The following is a 15,819-nucleotide window of genomic DNA, read 5'->3' as shown; positions in this document are numbered from 1 at the left end:
AAGGTTATCACTTTAAGCCTTTTTGTAGTCCGAATGATCAGAAATCAAGCCAGGGGGTGAACAAAGTGGAAGAACAATTGCTCAGCGTTGGCATCGATATGGGAACTTCTACGACCCAGTTGGTGCTGTCTAAGCTCCATATTCAAAACATGGCTTCTTCGTTTTCGGTGCCCCGCTTGGTTATTACAGACAAAGAAGTGGTCTATCGAAGCGACATTTGTTTTACACCCGTGTTGGAAGATAACCGGATCGATATGTTGAAGATTCAGTCCTTCGTGCAGGAGCAATACGAGAAGGCAGGCATCCGCAAGGATGAGATCCAGACAGGAGCGGTCATCATCACGGGTGAGACGGCACGCAAAGAGAATGCGAATGAAGTCGTGCTCTCGCTAAGCGGCTTTGCCGGTGATTTCGTAGTCGCAACCGCAGGGCCGGATCTGGAGAGCATTATTGCCGCCAAAGGCGCGGGTGCACATTCGTATTCCAAAGAGCATTCCACCTGCATCGCCAACATCGACATTGGCGGCGGTACAAGCAATTTGGCATTATTCGCCGATGGCGAACTGTTGGATACGGGCTGCCTCGATATTGGGGGGCGCCTGATCAAGGTTGATCAAAGTTCACATGAAATCACGTATATCGCGCCTAAAATCAAGCAGCTTGCCGAGCGAAGGGGATTCCGTCTTGCTATAGGCCAGCGGGTCACTCCAGATGATCTTCAGCCGATTATCGGGGAAATGGTCAAGCTGCTCGAAGAAAGCGTCGGCCTCAGACCACCGGGAGACTTCTATAACACCATCGTCACCAACAAAGGGTTGAAGCTGGACCTTGCGATTCCGTGTATTTCCTTCTCAGGAGGGGTTGCAGATTACATTTATCATGAATCCACAGGAGACGTATTCGAGTTCGGAGACATCGGTATATTGCTTGGAAGAGCAATCGCCTCTTCTCCGCTAACGCAGCAGCTGACCGTTGCCCGTTCAGCCGAGACCATCCGGGCTACCGTTGTCGGAGCAGGATCCCATACGACGGAGATCAGTGGGAGCACGATTACCTATACGGATGAAAGCTTTCCAATCAAGAATATTCCGATTCTGAAGCTTGCAACAGACGACGAGTCGGGAAGTAGCGAACAGTTGGCCAAGGCCATCAACGATAAGCTGAATTGGTTCAAGCTGAATAATGATTTGCAGCGGGTGGCCATTGCGCTTGAGGGAAAGAAGAACGCGAGCTTTCAGGAGGTTCAGAAATATGCCCAAGGTTTGCACAAAGGAATGTCTGAACTGCTGGAACTGCAGTATCCGCTCATCGTAATTGTTCATCACGATCTGGCGAAGGTGCTGGGACAAACCCTGTACGCGCTGCTGGATTATAAGAAAGATGTCATTTGCATCGACAGCGTACAGGTAGACAATGGCGACTATATCGACATTGGCAAGCCGATTGCGGATGGCAAGGTGCTGCCGGTTGTCATTAAAACCCTTGTTTTTCATTAGAAGTTGCACATTTACGATGCGAGTTGCATTTGGAAGGAGGAGCTTTTGTGATTTTAAAAACGAAATTGTTTGGCCGAATTTATCAATTCAAGACACTCATGGAAGTCATGGCAAAAGCCAATGAGGAAAAGTCGGGGGATACGCTGGCCGGATTGGGAGCCGCTTCGGCAGAAGAACGCGTAGCCGCCAAGGTAGTTCTTTCTCAGATCAAATTGTCGGAACTGCGCAATAATCCGGCGGTTCCTTACGAAGAAGACGAGGTAACCCGCATCATTCAGGATGCCGTGAATGAGCGCATTTACAGTGAAATTCAAAACTGGACTGTAGAAGAACTGCGGGAGTGGATTTTGAACGAGAACACGACGGAAGGTGACATCAAACGCATCTCCCGGGGATTGACAGCGGAAATGATTGCTGCGGTTGCTAAAATCATGACGAACCTTGACCTGATTTACGGGGCCAAGAAAATCCGGGTTACGGCTCATGCCAACACGACGATCGGACGTCCGGGCACGTTGTCGGCACGACTGCAGCCGAATCACCCGACAGATGATCCGGACGGTATCATGGCTTCCCTGATGGAAGGCCTGACTTTCGGGATCGGGGATGCGGTGCTTGGCCTCAATCCGGTCGACGACTCCGTAGAAAGCGTGACACGTGTCCTTAAACGGTTTGAGGAATTCCGGCAGAAGTGGGAAATTCCTACGCAAACCTGCGTGCTCGCTCACGTTACGACCCAGATGGAAGCTGTTAAGCGCGGCGCGCCCACAGGACTTATTTTTCAATCGATCGCAGGTTCGCAGAAAGGGAATGAGGCTTTTGGCTTCAATGCGGCCACGATTGAGGAAGCGCAGCAGCTTGTGCTGCATCAAGGCCAGGTGGTTGGGCCAAATGTAATGTATTTCGAGACGGGGCAAGGCTCCGAACTGTCTTCCGAAGCTCATCATGGCATCGACCAGGTGACAATGGAAGCACGCTGTTACGGTTTCGCGAAGCGGTATAACCCGTTCCTTGTCAATACTGTCGTCGGATTCATCGGACCCGAGTATTTGTACGATGCGAAGCAGGTTATCCGTGCCGGCCTGGAAGATCACTTCATGGGCAAGCTAACAGGCGTTTCGATGGGCTGCGACGCTTGCTATACGAACCATATGAAGGCGGATCAGAACGACTTGGAAAACCTTTCGGTTCTCCTGTCTACAGCAGGCTGCAATTTCTTCATGGGTATCCCTCATGGCGACGATGTTATGCTCAACTACCAGACGACGGGATATCATGAAACGGCAACGCTGCGTGAATTGCTCGGTTTGCGTCCTATTCGGGAGTTCGAACAGTGGATGGAGAAAATGGGCTTTATCGAAAACGGCAAACTGACCAAAAAAGCCGGGGATGCGTCAGTATTTCTCAAGTAAGGAAAGGAGGAAGCTCACATGAACGAAAAAGATCTGAAATCGATGATTGAATCGATTTTGAACGAAATGGTAGGAAACAAGGCAGAGCAAGAAGTTGCTAAGCCTGTTGAAACTGTGACAGTTGCAGCACCGATTGCGTATAGCGCGGAGCCGAACGAAGGTGGACTTGTACATAAAACTGTACCTGAGGAAGTACAAGAGGACGACGGTGAATGCTTGGATGATATTACGGAAATTAACCTTCGCAAGCTGCTGCTCGTGCCTGATCCGGCGGATCGCGAAGGATACATGAGAATGAAAGCAAAAACGCCGGCCCGTCTTGGCGTTTGGCGCGCAGGTCCGCGGTACAAGACGTTTACATCGCTGCGTTTCCGTGCTGACCATGCCGCTGCTCAAGACGCCGTGTTCTCCTATGTATCCGAAGATTTCGTCAAGGAGATGCACCTTGTGCCTATCGCCACCAAGTGTCAGGACAAGGATGAATATATTACGCGTCCGGACTTGGGACGTCAATTCTCGGATGAGACCATCGAGTACATCAAGCAGCACACGACCAAGCAGGCCAACGTGCAAATCATGGTTGGAGACGGCTTAAGTTCGGCAGCGATCGAAGCCAATTTGCGGGATATCATTCCATCCATTACGCAAGGTCTTAAGATGTATGGCATCGATGCAGGCAATATCCTGTTCGTCAAGCATTGCCGTGTTCCTTCCATGGACGTCATTGGCGATGTAACGGAAGCAGATGTGGTTTGCCTGCTGGTCGGCGAACGTCCGGGGCTTGTAACGGCAGAATCCATGAGTGCCTACATTGCTTATAAACCAACAGTGGGCATGCCTGAAGCAAGACGTACCGTTATTTCCAACATTCATTCCGGCGGTACCCCTGCCGTAGAAGCAGGGGCGCATATTGCCGAATTGATCAAGACCATGATTGATCGCAAAGCATCAGGTATTGATTTAAAACTATAGGAAAGGCTGGAGGCACGTATGAGAAACGAACCGATTCATGCACAAGTGCTCGGGATGAAGCTCATTTCCAACGTAAGCCTGGATATGGCAAACAAGCTGGAGCTGAAGCCGCACCATAAAAGTTTGGGTATCATTACTGCTGACATTGATGACGTAACTTACGCAGCACTGGATGAAGCAACGAAAGCAGCCGCTGTGGATGTTGTGTATGCAAGAAGCATGTATGCCGGATCGGCTAATGCTTCAACGAAGCTGGCAGGTGAAGTCATTGGGATTCTGGCTGGGCCAAATCCCGAGGAAGTACGCAGCGGCATGAACGCCGTCGTTGATTTCATCGAAAGCGGCGCTCATTTCGTTAGCGCCAATGAGGATGACAGCATCACCTATTTCGCCCATTGCGTATCCCGAACTGGCTCCTATTTATCCGAGACTGCGGGGATCCAAGAAGGTGAGGCGCTCGCATATTTGATCGCTCCGCCGCTGGAAGCGATGTATGCGCTCGATGCAGCACTGAAAGCCGCCGATGTTACGATTGCAACCTTCTTTGGCCCACCGTCCGAGACCAACTTCGCTGGCGCACTGCTGACAGGCAGTCAATCGGCCTGCAAGGCAGCATGCGACGCTTTCGGGGACGCTGTCCAATTCGTTGCGGATAACCCAACGAGTTATTAAGGTAGCGGACCATGAGATATAGCGCGTTAGGGCTAGTAGAAGTCAGAGGGTTTCTAGGTGCAGTCGCCGCAGCGGATGCCGCATTAAAAGCGGCAAGCGTTACCTGCATAGGCATGGAGATCATCGGGGGTGGATTGGTGACCGTCAAACTGGATGGAGATGTCGGAGCAGTCCAAGCTGCCGTTTCCGCAGGGGCGGAGATGGCGAAGCAATTAAATGTGCTGCTGACCCGCCATGTGATTGCCAGAATGCATGAAGAAACGGCAGTTTTGGTAGAAGAGCAGGATGATACTGGCGAAAGTCCGCTTCAGGCAGTCGCAACCATGGATGAACAGGAGCAGAAACAAACTGCAGAAGCAGCTGAAGACGGTGTAGAACAAATCGCTGCACCAAACGACGCTGCTAATAAAGCCATACACCTTGCCATCCAAGAAACTGTCGCTTCTAAAGATTTGGCGGAAGAAAGGGCAAGCTCAGAAGACCTCAAAGCGGCAGATACGGCTTGGCCGCAGGCACTAAAGACAGATGAAGCGAATGCTGTTGGTTCCCAGCCTGAGCGGAAACCTTCACCGATGAAGAAAATTCAAACTCAAGCGGAGGAGATATCCACACCCGACGTCAAGGAAACAGAAGATGCAAAAGCCGCAGTAAAGCTTGTCCCTGAGCAGAAGGATGCCGATAAGGCAGCAACACCGGATAAGAAGCATGCCGATGCGCCAAAGAGCAAACACAATGACGGTAAGCCCCGTGAGCAACCGAAGCAAAAATCGGCAGCCAAATCCGGCAAGAAGTCAAAAAAGGCAAGTTCATAAGAGAAGCATCTATCAATGAACATGCAAAGAAGACGGACCGCTTTTACGAAAGAAAACAAATACACATCTATCGATGTAAAAACGCAGTAGAGAGAAGGAATTTTGATGGAAACATTGGATAAAGACCTGAGATCCATTCAAGAAGTCCGTGATCTGATCAACAAAGCCAAGGAAGCGCAAGTTAAGCTCGCCGCCATGACGCAAAAGCAAATCGACGCGATCGTCAAAGCGGTTGCCGATGCCGGATACAACCATCGCGAGAAGCTGGCGAAGATGGCCAATGAGGAAACTGGCTTTGGCCGCTGGCAGGACAAGGTCATCAAGAATGCTTTTGCTTCGCAGCAAGTCTACGAGTCCATCAAGGACATGAAAACCGTTGGCATCTTGAAAGATGACAAAGAGAATAAGTTGATGGAGGTAGCTGTCCCAGTCGGTGTCATTGCTGGTCTAATTCCCTCCACCAACCCGACTTCGACGGTTATCTACAAAACGCTCATTGCGCTTAAAGCGGGAAACAGTATCGTGTTCTCCCCGCATCCGAATGCGCTTAAGAGTATTCTGGAAACGGTGAAGGTCATTAACGAGGCAGCTGTGCAAGCAGGATGCCCGGAAGGTACCATTGGCGTCATGACGGTTCCGACAATCCAAGGAACAGATCAATTGATGAAGCATAACGATGTCGCCTTGATTCTAGCAACAGGCGGAACGGCGATGGTCAAAGCCGCATATTCATCCGGTACGCCGGCAATCGGTGTTGGTCCAGGCAACGGCCCTGCTTTTATCGAGAAAAGCGCGAATATTCCACTTGCAGTCAAACGCATCATGGACTCCAAAACTTTCGATAACGGCACGATTTGCGCTTCGGAGCAATCCGTCGTCGTCGAAGCATGCAGCAAGGAAGCGGTTGTGGCTGAATTCAAAAAGCAAGGAGCTTATTTCCTTTCCGCAGAGGAAGCCGATCAGCTTGGCAAATTCATTATGCGGGCCAATGGCACCATGAACCCGCAAATCGTTGGTCGCAGCGTAGAGCATATCGCAAAACTGGCGAACCTGAATATTCCTGCAGAAGCGCGCGTGCTGATCGCCGAAGAAACCCGCGTGGGACGAAATGTTCCATATTCACGAGAGAAATTGGCTCCAATTCTGGCTTTTTACACAGAGGACAGCTGGGAAGCTGCATGCGAACGCTGCATCGAAATTCTGAATGGAGAAGGCGCAGGCCATACGATGTGCATTCACTCCGAAAATGAAGAGATTGTACGCCAGTTCGCTTTGAAAAAACCGGTATCTCGTTTGTTAGTCAATACGCCGGGTACGCTTGGCGGCATCGGCGCAACGACAGCACTTGCACCAGCGCTTACGCTTGGTTGTGGTGCGGTTGGCGGAAGCTCCACATCCGACAACATCAGTCCGCTAAATCTGCTTAACATTCGCAGAATCGCCTATGGACTAATAGAAATGGAAGATTTGGCGGATCGGAAGGAAGAATCGCAGCCGAAAGCCGCATGCAGCCTTCCGGAAGACAAAGAACAACTTATCGACATGATTGTGGCACGTATTCTTGAAAAAATGTAAGTTTTCGTAGATTTCTCGGCTAGACGAACAACCCATTATAGGTAACCCTAAAATTCATTATAAATACAAATTATTAGGAGGAATTTTATCATGGCAAACGCAAACGCATTGGGAATGGTAGAAACTAAAGGTTTGGTAGGAGCAATCGAGGCAGCAGACGCAATGGTGAAAGCAGCGAATGTTACGCTGATCGGCAAAGAGCAAATCGGTGCAGGTCTTGTAACGGTTATGGTTCGCGGCGATGTGGGCGCTGTTAAGGCAGCTACCGACGCAGGTGCAGCAGCAGCAGAACGCGTTGGCGAATTGCTTTCGGTACACGTGATTCCAAGACCTCATGCTGAAGTGGACGCAATCCTGCCTAAAACCACAAAAGCAGAATAAAACTACTCTGACAAGCCAGATGAGAAAGACAGCAGAATGCGGGTGAGTGCCCGCATTCCGCTTCTTACTATGGCGACCTATCCTGACTTGTAACGGTTCGGACGATCGCGTAAGGAAATATGAACACGCATTCGCCTTAGAAGGATGTGAAAACATGGCTGTGATTACGGAAAGCGAACTGCGCAAGTATTTTCGAAATCGGAATTCGAAGGATGTTGCCGTTTATGAGACGGCTGCGGGAACGATACTGACGCCATCGGCCAAAAGCTTTTTGACCGATCATCAGATTGAACTGCGGTATGTGACAGCTTCTGAGACGGATAAGGATACGGTAAAGGAACCGGTACCGGCACCAGCGCAAGAATCGACGCTGCAAAACGAAGTTAAGCTTCAAGTGACGACCAACCTGGATGTTGAACCAGCAACCGGCGGGAAAAAGCGATTTCGGACGCTGTACGGCGGATTTTTGGAAACGAAGCCTGAGCATATGACCCATTTGTATGGAAATATGCTCGTTTTTAAGGATCATCCACGGATCTTATTCCGCGGCAAGCTGGACTCATTGGAAACAAAAATATTGGAAGCGCAAATCAGCTGCTTCAAGCTGAATATGACCAAGCTGGTCAACGATTTGGAAGAGATTTTGCAATTCGTTAGGCAGATCGTACGGTGCGAAGTGCTTAGCGAAAGCATTGAAGAATTCCATTTGCTTGGGCTGACCCCCAAGGAACTCAGGGAGCAATCCCATTTTCCCAAGAAATACTTTGGACTGGAACATTTTCAACCCAGCTATGATATGGGCGAAGCGGTTGTTGTCATAAATGCGTTACGCACATTGACGAGGGAGACGGAACTGCTGGCTTATCAAGCCTTCAAGAAGGAACATGGAGATGTAGAGCGTGAAGATATCATTCGATCACTGAACAGGCTGTCTTCCTTGTTCTGGATTATCATGTTCCGCATCCGTGTTGGAGAGTACAACTGATGAGGTGACTAAGGTGGATAACCAACTGGTAGAGAGCATCATTAATGAAGTGGTTAAGCGGGTGCAGGATGAAACCTGTTTCGAAATCGAAGCATCCGGCAAGCATGTGCATTTGAATCGGGAAACGATCGATGCCTTGTTCGGCAAGGGATATCAGCTGACGAAAGCCAAGGATCTTTCCCAGCCGGGGCAATATGCTTGCAAAGAACGTGTGACGCTGATCGGGCCCAAGGGCTCATTGCATAATGTCGTCGTGCTTGGTCCGGAACGCAAAGAATCGCAAGTAGAAGTATCGCTCACAGATTCGGTTGTGCTCGGAATATCCGCTCCGGTAAAAGAAAGCGGTAAGTTGGAAGGAACCCCGGGAATCGTCATCGCTTCGGGCAGTAATATGATTCGGCTCGATCAAGGATTAATCGCAGCACAACGCCATATCCACGTGAAAGCGGAGGATGCGGAGAAATACAACGTAAAAAACGGCGAAATCGTACAGGTAAAAGTGTATGGCAAACGTCCGCTTATTTTTGACGATGTGCTGGTTCGAGTGAGCCCGAACTTTGAGACCTACATGCATATTGACTACGACGAAGCAAATGCATGCGGCTTTACGAAAGGTACGAAGGGGAAAATTTTGAAGTAGGGCATCCAGGTTTAGGAGCGTGAAAAAATGAACATAGAAGCTCTGGATCGGGCAGCGATTATCGAAACCGTAACGGCTGAGGTGATGAAACGGCTGGAACTGGCACAGACGGAGAAGCCGGATGTATCCAAAAAGCAAGCGGTTCTTCTGACTGTGGAACCGCTGCCGGAACTGGAAAATAAGCTGAAGCCATATTATGAGGTGCGTTATTACGATGAGACGCTCAGAGATTGTGATGTGCTGATTATTCCTACAATATGTATTCAGCTGTTATCCCACCTTGCGAACGGCATAAGCGCAGGCCCGCGTGAACGGTTCGTGCTCACGATGCTGCTGAAGGGACGAAAGGTGATTGCGTTCGAGGAAGGATTGCTTTACCGCAAATACAAGTCTACGGCCCCAGTGTTGCTGTACAAAATGTACGATGAATTTACAGACAAGCTGAGCGATTACGGAATCCGGATGGTCAAAGAAACGGAAATGCTTGCGGCTTGTATGGAGGAAGGGCGGCTTAAGGATATGACCCAGGTTGAGCCTCATACCGAATCTGTTTATGCGCCGCATGATGCGGAAGTATTGAGCCGCAAAGTCATTACCGAAGCGGAAGTGAAAAAGTACCGTCTGCAGAACCGGACAGAGATCGTGATAGACCGGCATAGTATCATTACGCCGCTTGCTCAGGATTACTTACGCATGCAGCAGATGCAGATACGTAGAAGATAACGGGCGAGGTGAACTTATGATCATGGGACAAGTTATGGGAAGCCTGTGGGCTACCCGCAAGGATAATAAGCTGAACGGGATGGCCTTCCTCGTGGTCAAACCGTTATCATATGCCAAAGAACCCGTCACACGTGAATATTTTGTCGCTGCGGATAATGCCGGGGCGGGCATAGGGGATACGGTATTGGTAACGACCGGAAGTGCGGCCCGAACATCGTTTGCCAATGGAGACGTACCCGTTGATGCGGTCATCGTAGGGATCGTCGATTCGATCGAGGTGACACATGATTAGTGCAATAGGCGTTGTTGAGATGCGCAGCATTAGTAAAGGTTACGAAACAGCGGACCAAATGCTGAAGACTTCGCCTGTTGAAGTGCATCATATGAAGCCGATCTGTCCGGGCAAGTTTCTGATCGTCATGAGCGGGGATACCGCAGACGTACAGGCAGCGATGGAGACAGCCAAGGTCGAAGCCGGCGACTTCCGGATCAGCGACTTTGAACTGCATGGCGTACATCCCGATATCATCGATGGATTGAAACGCCGTCCTTCCTCCCTGCCTGTGAATGCGCTTGGCATTGTGGAGACGGCTACGGTGTCTCCCGGCATTTTTGCATTAAATGAAGCTTTGAAGCAATGCGACATTCATGTGAAAAAAATGAATCTTGGCATGGCGATTGGGGGCAAATTTCTCGCCGTGTTCACAGGAAGTGTCAGCGATGTGGAGCAGGGGATGAAGGTGTTTGTATCCTCCATGGATCCAAAGCGGATCATTCATCATGCGGTGCTTCGTTCCCCGTCCGAAGAAATCATACAACACTTCCGGTAGGGAGTTTTCAGGGCACGATGGTCAATGAAAACCATTTGCTTTGGATCATATAGCGATAGAATGGGGGAGCATGTACGTGGAGATTAATGAAATTATCATATACGGCATGGTTATTTTCATGATTCTCGGTGCCATCGATAAGTGCATTGGGTACAAGTTCGGATTGGGACATCAATTCGATGAAGGGATTATGGCCATGGGTTCGCTTACGCTCGCCATGGTGGGGATCATCTGCCTGTCTCCGGTCCTGGCCAAAGTGCTAAGTCCGGTCGTCGTTCCGATATACAGCGCATTGGGAGCAGACCCCGCCATGTTTGCGACTACATTGCTGGCGAACGACATGGGCGGCTTCTCGCTGGCACAGGAACTCGCGCAGAGTCCGGAAGCGGGATTATTTGCAGGAACGATTCTGGGGGCTATGCTTGGCCCTACGATGGTATTCATCATTCCAGTTGCGCTTGGCATTATTAAAAAAGAAGACCAGAAATTTTTGGCTACCGGCGTGCTGGCCGGTATCGTAACTATACCGCTCGGTTGCTTGATTGGCGGATTGGTTGCCGGTTACTCGATCACAATGATTTTGTCCAACCTGGTTCCAATTATTTTGTTTGCTGTACTTATCGTGCTGGGATTGTGGAAATTTCCGCAGGGTATGATCAAAGGGTTCACGGTTTTTGGGCAATTCATCGTCGTCGTTGCGACTTTGGGACTCGCAGCTGGCATCACGCAGCAGTTGACGGGGATTACCATCATTCCAGGGCTTGCTCCGGTTGAAGACGGAATCAAGATCGTTGGCGATATTGCTATTGTACTCGCCGGCGCTTTTGCGATGGTATTTGTAATTACGAAAGTATTTAATAAACCGCTTATGAAGCTGGGCAAGTTGCTCGGCATGAATGAGATTGCGGCAGCCGGGCTGGTTGCGACGCTTGCTAACGTCATACCCATGTTTGGCATGATGAAAGACATGGATGCGCGGGGCAAGGTCATCAACGTCGCATTTGCCGTGTCGGCCGCATTTGTATTCGGCGATCATCTTGGTTTTACGGCCGGGGTCGCGAAGGAAATGATTTTCCCAATGATTGTCGGGAAGCTTGTCGGCGGAATTACGGCGGTGGTTGTAGCCCTGTTTTTGGCTAAGAAGATGGCTCCGGAACCGAAGGAAGAACTTCAGGAGTCATAATAGCGGTTTTTTTCAGAATATTATTTTTACGTATGCAGGTTTCTATCTAATCCTCTCGTTTGAGCCCATCTTGAAAAAGGTGGGTTTTTTATGATATCAGACTCTCATTCCGCATTGTGGCATCACTGAAGCAGCAATTGGGAAATTATGCGGAACTCGCCGTCAAGGTAGGTGTGAATGTACAACCCGGCCAGACGGTTGTGGTGATGGGACCGATCGCGGCAGCCGACCTGATCCGGTTGATTACTCTGCATGTTTACAAGGCAGGCGCCCATAATGTTCATGTGGAATACAATGATGATCAGCTGTCCAAGATTAAATACCTGCATGCACCGGAAGAAGTATTCTCGGAATTTCCGGAGTGGAAAGCCAAATCGATGGAGGAATATGCGGAGAAGGGTGCGGCTTTTATCCAGATTTATTCTCCTGATCCGGATTTGCTGAACGAAGTGGAACCATCGCGGATTGCGACCGCTGCCAAAACGGCTGCTGCCGCATTAAACAAATACCGCAGTTATCTGATGTCCCACAATAACGCTTGGACGTTGATTTCGTATGCTACTCCTGAATGGGCAAGCAAGGTGTTCCCGGGCGAAAGCCAGGAATCGGCGGTACAGAAACTGTGGGAACGTATTATCGATGCAACTCGCATTGATCAAGAAAATCCGGTTGAAGTATGGGGCAGACAGAATGCGAAGCTGAGCGAAATGGTGGCCTTCCTGAATGACAAACGCTACAAGCAGCTTCAATATGAAGCTCCGGGCACATCGCTGACCATTGATCTTCCGGAAGGACATGTTTGGCTTGGCGGAGCCAAAGAGAATACGCGCGGAGTTTGGTTTATCCCAATATTCCAACTGAGGAAGTCTACACGCTTCCAAGCAAGGACGACGTAAATGGAACCGTGCGCAGCACAAAGCCGCTTAACAATAACGGCGTCATTATCGATGGGTTCTCGCTGACGTTCAGGGAAGACAAAGTCGTTGACTTCAGTGCCGAAAAGGGAGCTGAGGCGCTAGAGAAGCTGTTGGATACGGATGAAGGAGCAAGAGCTCTGGGTGAAGTAGCGCTGGTTCCTTATGATTCTCCGATTTCAAACTCGAATGTTATTTTTTACAATACTTTGTTCGATGAAAATGCATCTTGTCACCTTGCGCTTGGCCAAGCCTATCCTGTAACCCTCAAGGGCGGTACGAATATGGACGAAGAGGAACTGGCAAAGCTTGGAGTAAATAACAGTTTGATTCATGTCGATTTTATGATCGGATCCGCTCTAAACTAAATGACGCCGCAAAAACTCCAGAACCTGCGCAAATGCCTGCCGAACATTTTCTTTGTCCAGCTGCATGTCAAACAAGTGGTCCTCACCAGAAAGGGTAAGAAGCGTATGCTCAACTCCCGCACTTTGCAACCGCCGCGCCATGCCGATAGATTGTTCACAAGGCACATCCTGATCATCCTCCCCATGCAGCAGCATAGTAGGCGGAAAAGAATCGTCCACAACTTGTGCCGGACAAAGCAAGTCCAGCTCCTCCTTATCCTGAACAAGGTCCAACCCCGTAACCTCCTGAGTCCAGATTCCCTGTTGACGATAATATAAATAGAGACCAAATCTTTGCTGAATGGAGCTTTCAGCAAGCGTCCGCCTTGTGATCAACTGATCTGCCAGTTCTTTAGGCACCGTAGGTTTTTGCAGATAGAACGGGCTAGGACTCGAAGACCAGTTGGCTTGAATATCCCCATAGCCATAAAAAGACACGACCGCTTGCAAAGCCGGCTCTCTGGATCCGGCAAGCAGAGCGAGGTATCCACCTGCCGAATTGCCTACAACGGCTATAGCGGATGGCTCAAAGCCAAGCTGAGTGAAAGCATTCTCTCGTAGCCAGCGAAGAGCATCCTGAATATCTTCAATAATAGCTGGGACCCGCGTTTCAGGGGCTAGTCGATAATCAATGGACAGACCATATTAATCCGCCTCCATGAATATAGACAATCACAGCGGAACTAGTCTGACAAGCACTGTAAAAGTCTCTAAACAATTCAACACCTTCAATTGTTTTATAACAAATCGTTCTCATCGTTATTCCCCCTATTTTTGACTTCATTTTCTACATTGTTTATCCTTTATACATACATATAAAGGAGCTGATCCGCGTGCGTCAACTTCAAAGGTAACCCATCGGGCATGAGTGAAAGCGAATACACCATTACGAATACACCATTATGCTATACTCCACCCTTACTCCGACGCAATACAATTAAGAAGACGTCAGACTTGCAATCATAAGGAGTTAAAGACATGGAATTCAGAGTAGAACATGTATTGAAGATGGCTCGACTGCAGCATGCAAAAGTGCTAGGGGGCAGCAAAGGGATTACGAATATAATAAAAGGCATCACAATTATGGAAGCTCCCGACATCGCAGATTGGCTGAAAGGCGGAGAGATGCTGCTGACCAGTCTATATCCGATCCTCAATTATACAGAAGCAGAGCAGCGCGAATTTATGTTCCGCTTGGCTGACAAAAGCGTCAGCGCCATATTGATCAAAAACCACCGTTTTGTTAAGAAGATTCCCGAGGCAATCATAGAAATAGGCGAACAGACGGGGCTGCCCATTATCCAAATCCCACAGGACATCCCTTATGTAGATGTGCTCTATCCGGTTATGGAAGAACTGTTTAATAACCAGGTAATGAAGCTCAAATATTTTAAAGAGGTGCATGATCGCTTCACTACACTCTCCTTAACAGATAGCGGTATGGAACCAATAATCACTACATTGGAACAATTAATCGGAAACCCTGTTGCCATCTATGACCGAAATTTTGTCTGTATGACTCATACTTCCTTGTACACGATTCCCACACACCAACAGGAGCATATTGTAGAACGCGAGAAAATATTCGAAACCAAATTTCCTTATTATTGGATAACTACGCAAGTTACCGAACCGGAGATGAAATCGCTCCACCATGTAGTCGTGCCTATTCGTACAGTAAACCGTATTAAGGTGCATCTCGTTATCACCGAAATCCATAAACAATTAGAAGAATTAGATTTCATTGCAATAGAGAATGCCGCTACTGCTCTGTCTCTAGAACTGGTCAAGCAATTTGCTGTGGCGGAAGTCGAGCGGAAATATAAAAATGACATCATTGATGATCTGCTTGCAGGTAAAGGTCAGATGTTGGAGACGGTGTATCAACGAGCTAACCTGATCGGCTGGGATTTAGATCGATCATATGCTGTGCTTTTGTTTCATGTGAAAGAAGAGTTCATCTCGTTCAACCAACAAGAAATGTTTAAACCTAAAAACTTGCGCAGACTGCAGAGTAAAACATTTACTTACTTACACGAAGCAATTGACGCTCAATTTGCAGATGCTATTATGCGTAGCCGAAGCGATACCATCATTCTGCTACTGCCTGTTGATTCTCAGGAAGGGAAAGAGAAAATCTGGTTGCCAGCAGTTAAAGACAAAATCCGCGGGATTCAAGACAACATCCGCACGAAAACGAAAGATATTGTAGTACAGGTCGGCATCGGCAATGTGGCAGCAACTGTCATGGATATTTCGAGAAGCCATCAAGAGGCGCAAGAAGCCCTGAACCTCGGCGGTACACTCTACGGTAGCGAATCGATTACCGCCTTCGCCGAGCTCGGTTTATTCCGCCTGCTCTGTCAGTATCCAGATCCTGCCGTATTGACCTCGTTTATTCCCGCTTCTTTAAACAGGCTCGTTCAAAGCAAAAGCGCCATCAAAAAAGATTTGCTGCATACGCTTGAGGTCTTTTTGCAGCATAACCAAAATGCTGCAAAAGCAGCTCAGGATTTGTTTGTCCATTACAAAACGGTCATGTACCGACTGGAACGGATCAAAGAAATTAGCGACATGGATTTCGATAATTCTGAAGAGATGCTGGAAACCCGGGTTGGTCTAAAAATTCTGGATTTAATAAATAACGAAGAAGAACACTAAAAATTTTAACTAAATAAACCCTGTTTTTAGCTAAGGTGGATAAAGAAGCTGTTAATCTTTTATCCACCTCTGTTAATGACGCCCACATAGGTAAGCGCTTACAATTAAGGTGTAAGAAAGTTAATCAGCACTTTTGAAGCACTTTTATCATCGTAG

At 48.7% G+C, this 15,819-nt stretch carries 17 protein-coding genes; 16 read left to right on the top strand and 1 reads right to left on the bottom strand.

The features are described 5' to 3' along the window. Positions 1–65: 65 nt before the first annotated feature. The 15 genes from eutA to J7E85_RS35090 all read left to right on the top strand — a co-directional run bounded on the left by eutA (position 66) and on the right by J7E85_RS35090 (position 12,963). Positions 66–1,496, top strand: coding sequence for an ethanolamine ammonia-lyase reactivating factor EutA (eutA, locus tag J7E85_RS04970; RefSeq protein WP_215155597.1), 1,431 nt, complete (start codon positions 66–68; stop codon positions 1,494–1,496). Between the two features lie 47 nt (positions 1,497–1,543). After that, entirely contained in the window at positions 1,544–2,908 is a 1,365-nt protein-coding gene (locus J7E85_RS04965; protein WP_215155595.1) for an ethanolamine ammonia-lyase subunit EutB, read from the top strand. An 18-nt stretch (positions 2,909–2,926) separates the two neighbouring features. Further along, positions 2,927–3,880, top strand: coding sequence for an ethanolamine ammonia-lyase subunit EutC (gene eutC, locus J7E85_RS04960; RefSeq protein WP_215155593.1), 954 nt, complete (start codon positions 2,927–2,929; stop codon positions 3,878–3,880). 18 nt (positions 3,881–3,898) lie between these two features. After that, a complete protein-coding gene (gene eutL, locus J7E85_RS04955) occupies positions 3,899–4,552 on the top strand; it encodes an ethanolamine utilization microcompartment protein EutL (RefSeq protein WP_215155591.1) in 654 nt (217 codons plus the stop codon). An 11-nt stretch (positions 4,553–4,563) separates the two neighbouring features. Further along, the gene (locus tag J7E85_RS34495; RefSeq protein ID WP_215155589.1) at positions 4,564–5,364 is read left to right on the top strand and encodes a BMC domain-containing protein; all 801 of its coding nucleotides are present in this window, start codon (positions 4,564–4,566) and stop codon (positions 5,362–5,364) included. Between the two features lie 105 nt (positions 5,365–5,469). Then, the gene (locus J7E85_RS04945) at positions 5,470–6,939 is read left to right on the top strand and encodes an acetaldehyde dehydrogenase (acetylating) (RefSeq protein WP_215155582.1); all 1,470 of its coding nucleotides are present in this window, start codon (positions 5,470–5,472) and stop codon (positions 6,937–6,939) included. Between the two features lie 90 nt (positions 6,940–7,029). Next, positions 7,030–7,320 (top strand): BMC domain-containing protein, encoded by a 291-nt coding sequence (locus tag J7E85_RS04940; protein WP_076325828.1) that lies wholly within the window; start codon positions 7,030–7,032, stop codon positions 7,318–7,320. Between the two features lie 154 nt (positions 7,321–7,474). Continuing rightward, positions 7,475–8,305 carry a cobalamin adenosyltransferase gene (locus J7E85_RS04935; RefSeq protein WP_215155580.1) on the top strand — a complete coding sequence of 277 codons (831 nt, stop codon included), beginning with the start codon at positions 7,475–7,477 and terminating at the stop codon, positions 8,303–8,305. A 13-nt stretch (positions 8,306–8,318) separates the two neighbouring features. Then, positions 8,319–8,945 carry an ethanolamine utilization phosphate acetyltransferase EutD gene (eutD, locus tag J7E85_RS04930; RefSeq protein ID WP_215155578.1) on the top strand — a complete coding sequence of 209 codons (627 nt, stop codon included), beginning with the start codon at positions 8,319–8,321 and terminating at the stop codon, positions 8,943–8,945. 27 nt (positions 8,946–8,972) lie between these two features. Continuing rightward, positions 8,973–9,668 carry an ethanolamine utilization protein gene (locus tag J7E85_RS04925; protein WP_215155576.1) on the top strand — a complete coding sequence of 232 codons (696 nt, stop codon included), beginning with the start codon at positions 8,973–8,975 and terminating at the stop codon, positions 9,666–9,668. 16 nt (positions 9,669–9,684) lie between these two features. Further along, positions 9,685–9,960 carry a EutN/CcmL family microcompartment protein gene (locus J7E85_RS04920; RefSeq protein WP_076325832.1) on the top strand — a complete coding sequence of 92 codons (276 nt, stop codon included), beginning with the start codon at positions 9,685–9,687 and terminating at the stop codon, positions 9,958–9,960. Then, entirely contained in the window at positions 9,953–10,498 is a 546-nt protein-coding gene (locus J7E85_RS04915) for a BMC domain-containing protein (RefSeq protein ID WP_215155574.1), read from the top strand. Before J7E85_RS04920 ends, J7E85_RS04915 begins: the two co-directional genes overlap by 8 nt. 76 nt (positions 10,499–10,574) lie before the next feature. After that, positions 10,575–11,681, top strand: coding sequence for an ethanolamine utilization protein EutH (gene eutH / locus J7E85_RS04910; protein ID WP_215155572.1), 1,107 nt, complete (start codon positions 10,575–10,577; stop codon positions 11,679–11,681). A 116-nt stretch (positions 11,682–11,797) separates the two neighbouring features. Beyond that, positions 11,798–12,577: an aminopeptidase gene (locus J7E85_RS04905; protein WP_483311299.1), complete on the top strand. Its 780-nt coding sequence runs from the start codon at positions 11,798–11,800 to the stop codon at positions 12,575–12,577. Further along, entirely contained in the window at positions 12,517–12,963 is a 447-nt protein-coding gene (locus J7E85_RS35090) for an aminopeptidase (RefSeq protein WP_483311298.1), read from the top strand. The genes J7E85_RS04905 and J7E85_RS35090 overlap by 61 nt, the downstream gene beginning before the upstream one ends. Here J7E85_RS35090 and J7E85_RS04900 read toward each other — a convergent pair. Continuing rightward, positions 12,955–13,584: an alpha/beta hydrolase gene (locus J7E85_RS04900; RefSeq protein ID WP_353049466.1), complete on the bottom strand. Its 630-nt coding sequence runs from the start codon at positions 13,582–13,584 to the stop codon at positions 12,955–12,957. The genes J7E85_RS35090 and J7E85_RS04900 overlap by 9 nt on opposite strands. Positions 13,585–13,980: 396 nt before the next feature. Between J7E85_RS04900 and J7E85_RS04895 the strand changes: the two genes are divergently transcribed. Then, on the top strand, positions 13,981–15,663 hold the full coding sequence (locus J7E85_RS04895; protein WP_251035477.1) for a PucR family transcriptional regulator: 1,683 nt from the start codon (positions 13,981–13,983) through the stop codon (positions 15,661–15,663). Positions 15,664–15,819: the final 156 nt, after the last annotated feature.

Source organism: Paenibacillus sp. ISL-20 (assembly GCF_018613005.1).
GTDB lineage: Bacteria > Bacillota > Bacilli > Paenibacillales > Paenibacillaceae > Paenibacillus_AQ.
The sequence above is the reverse complement of the archived record's forward strand: the minus strand, read 5'-3'. Positions and strand labels throughout refer to the sequence as shown.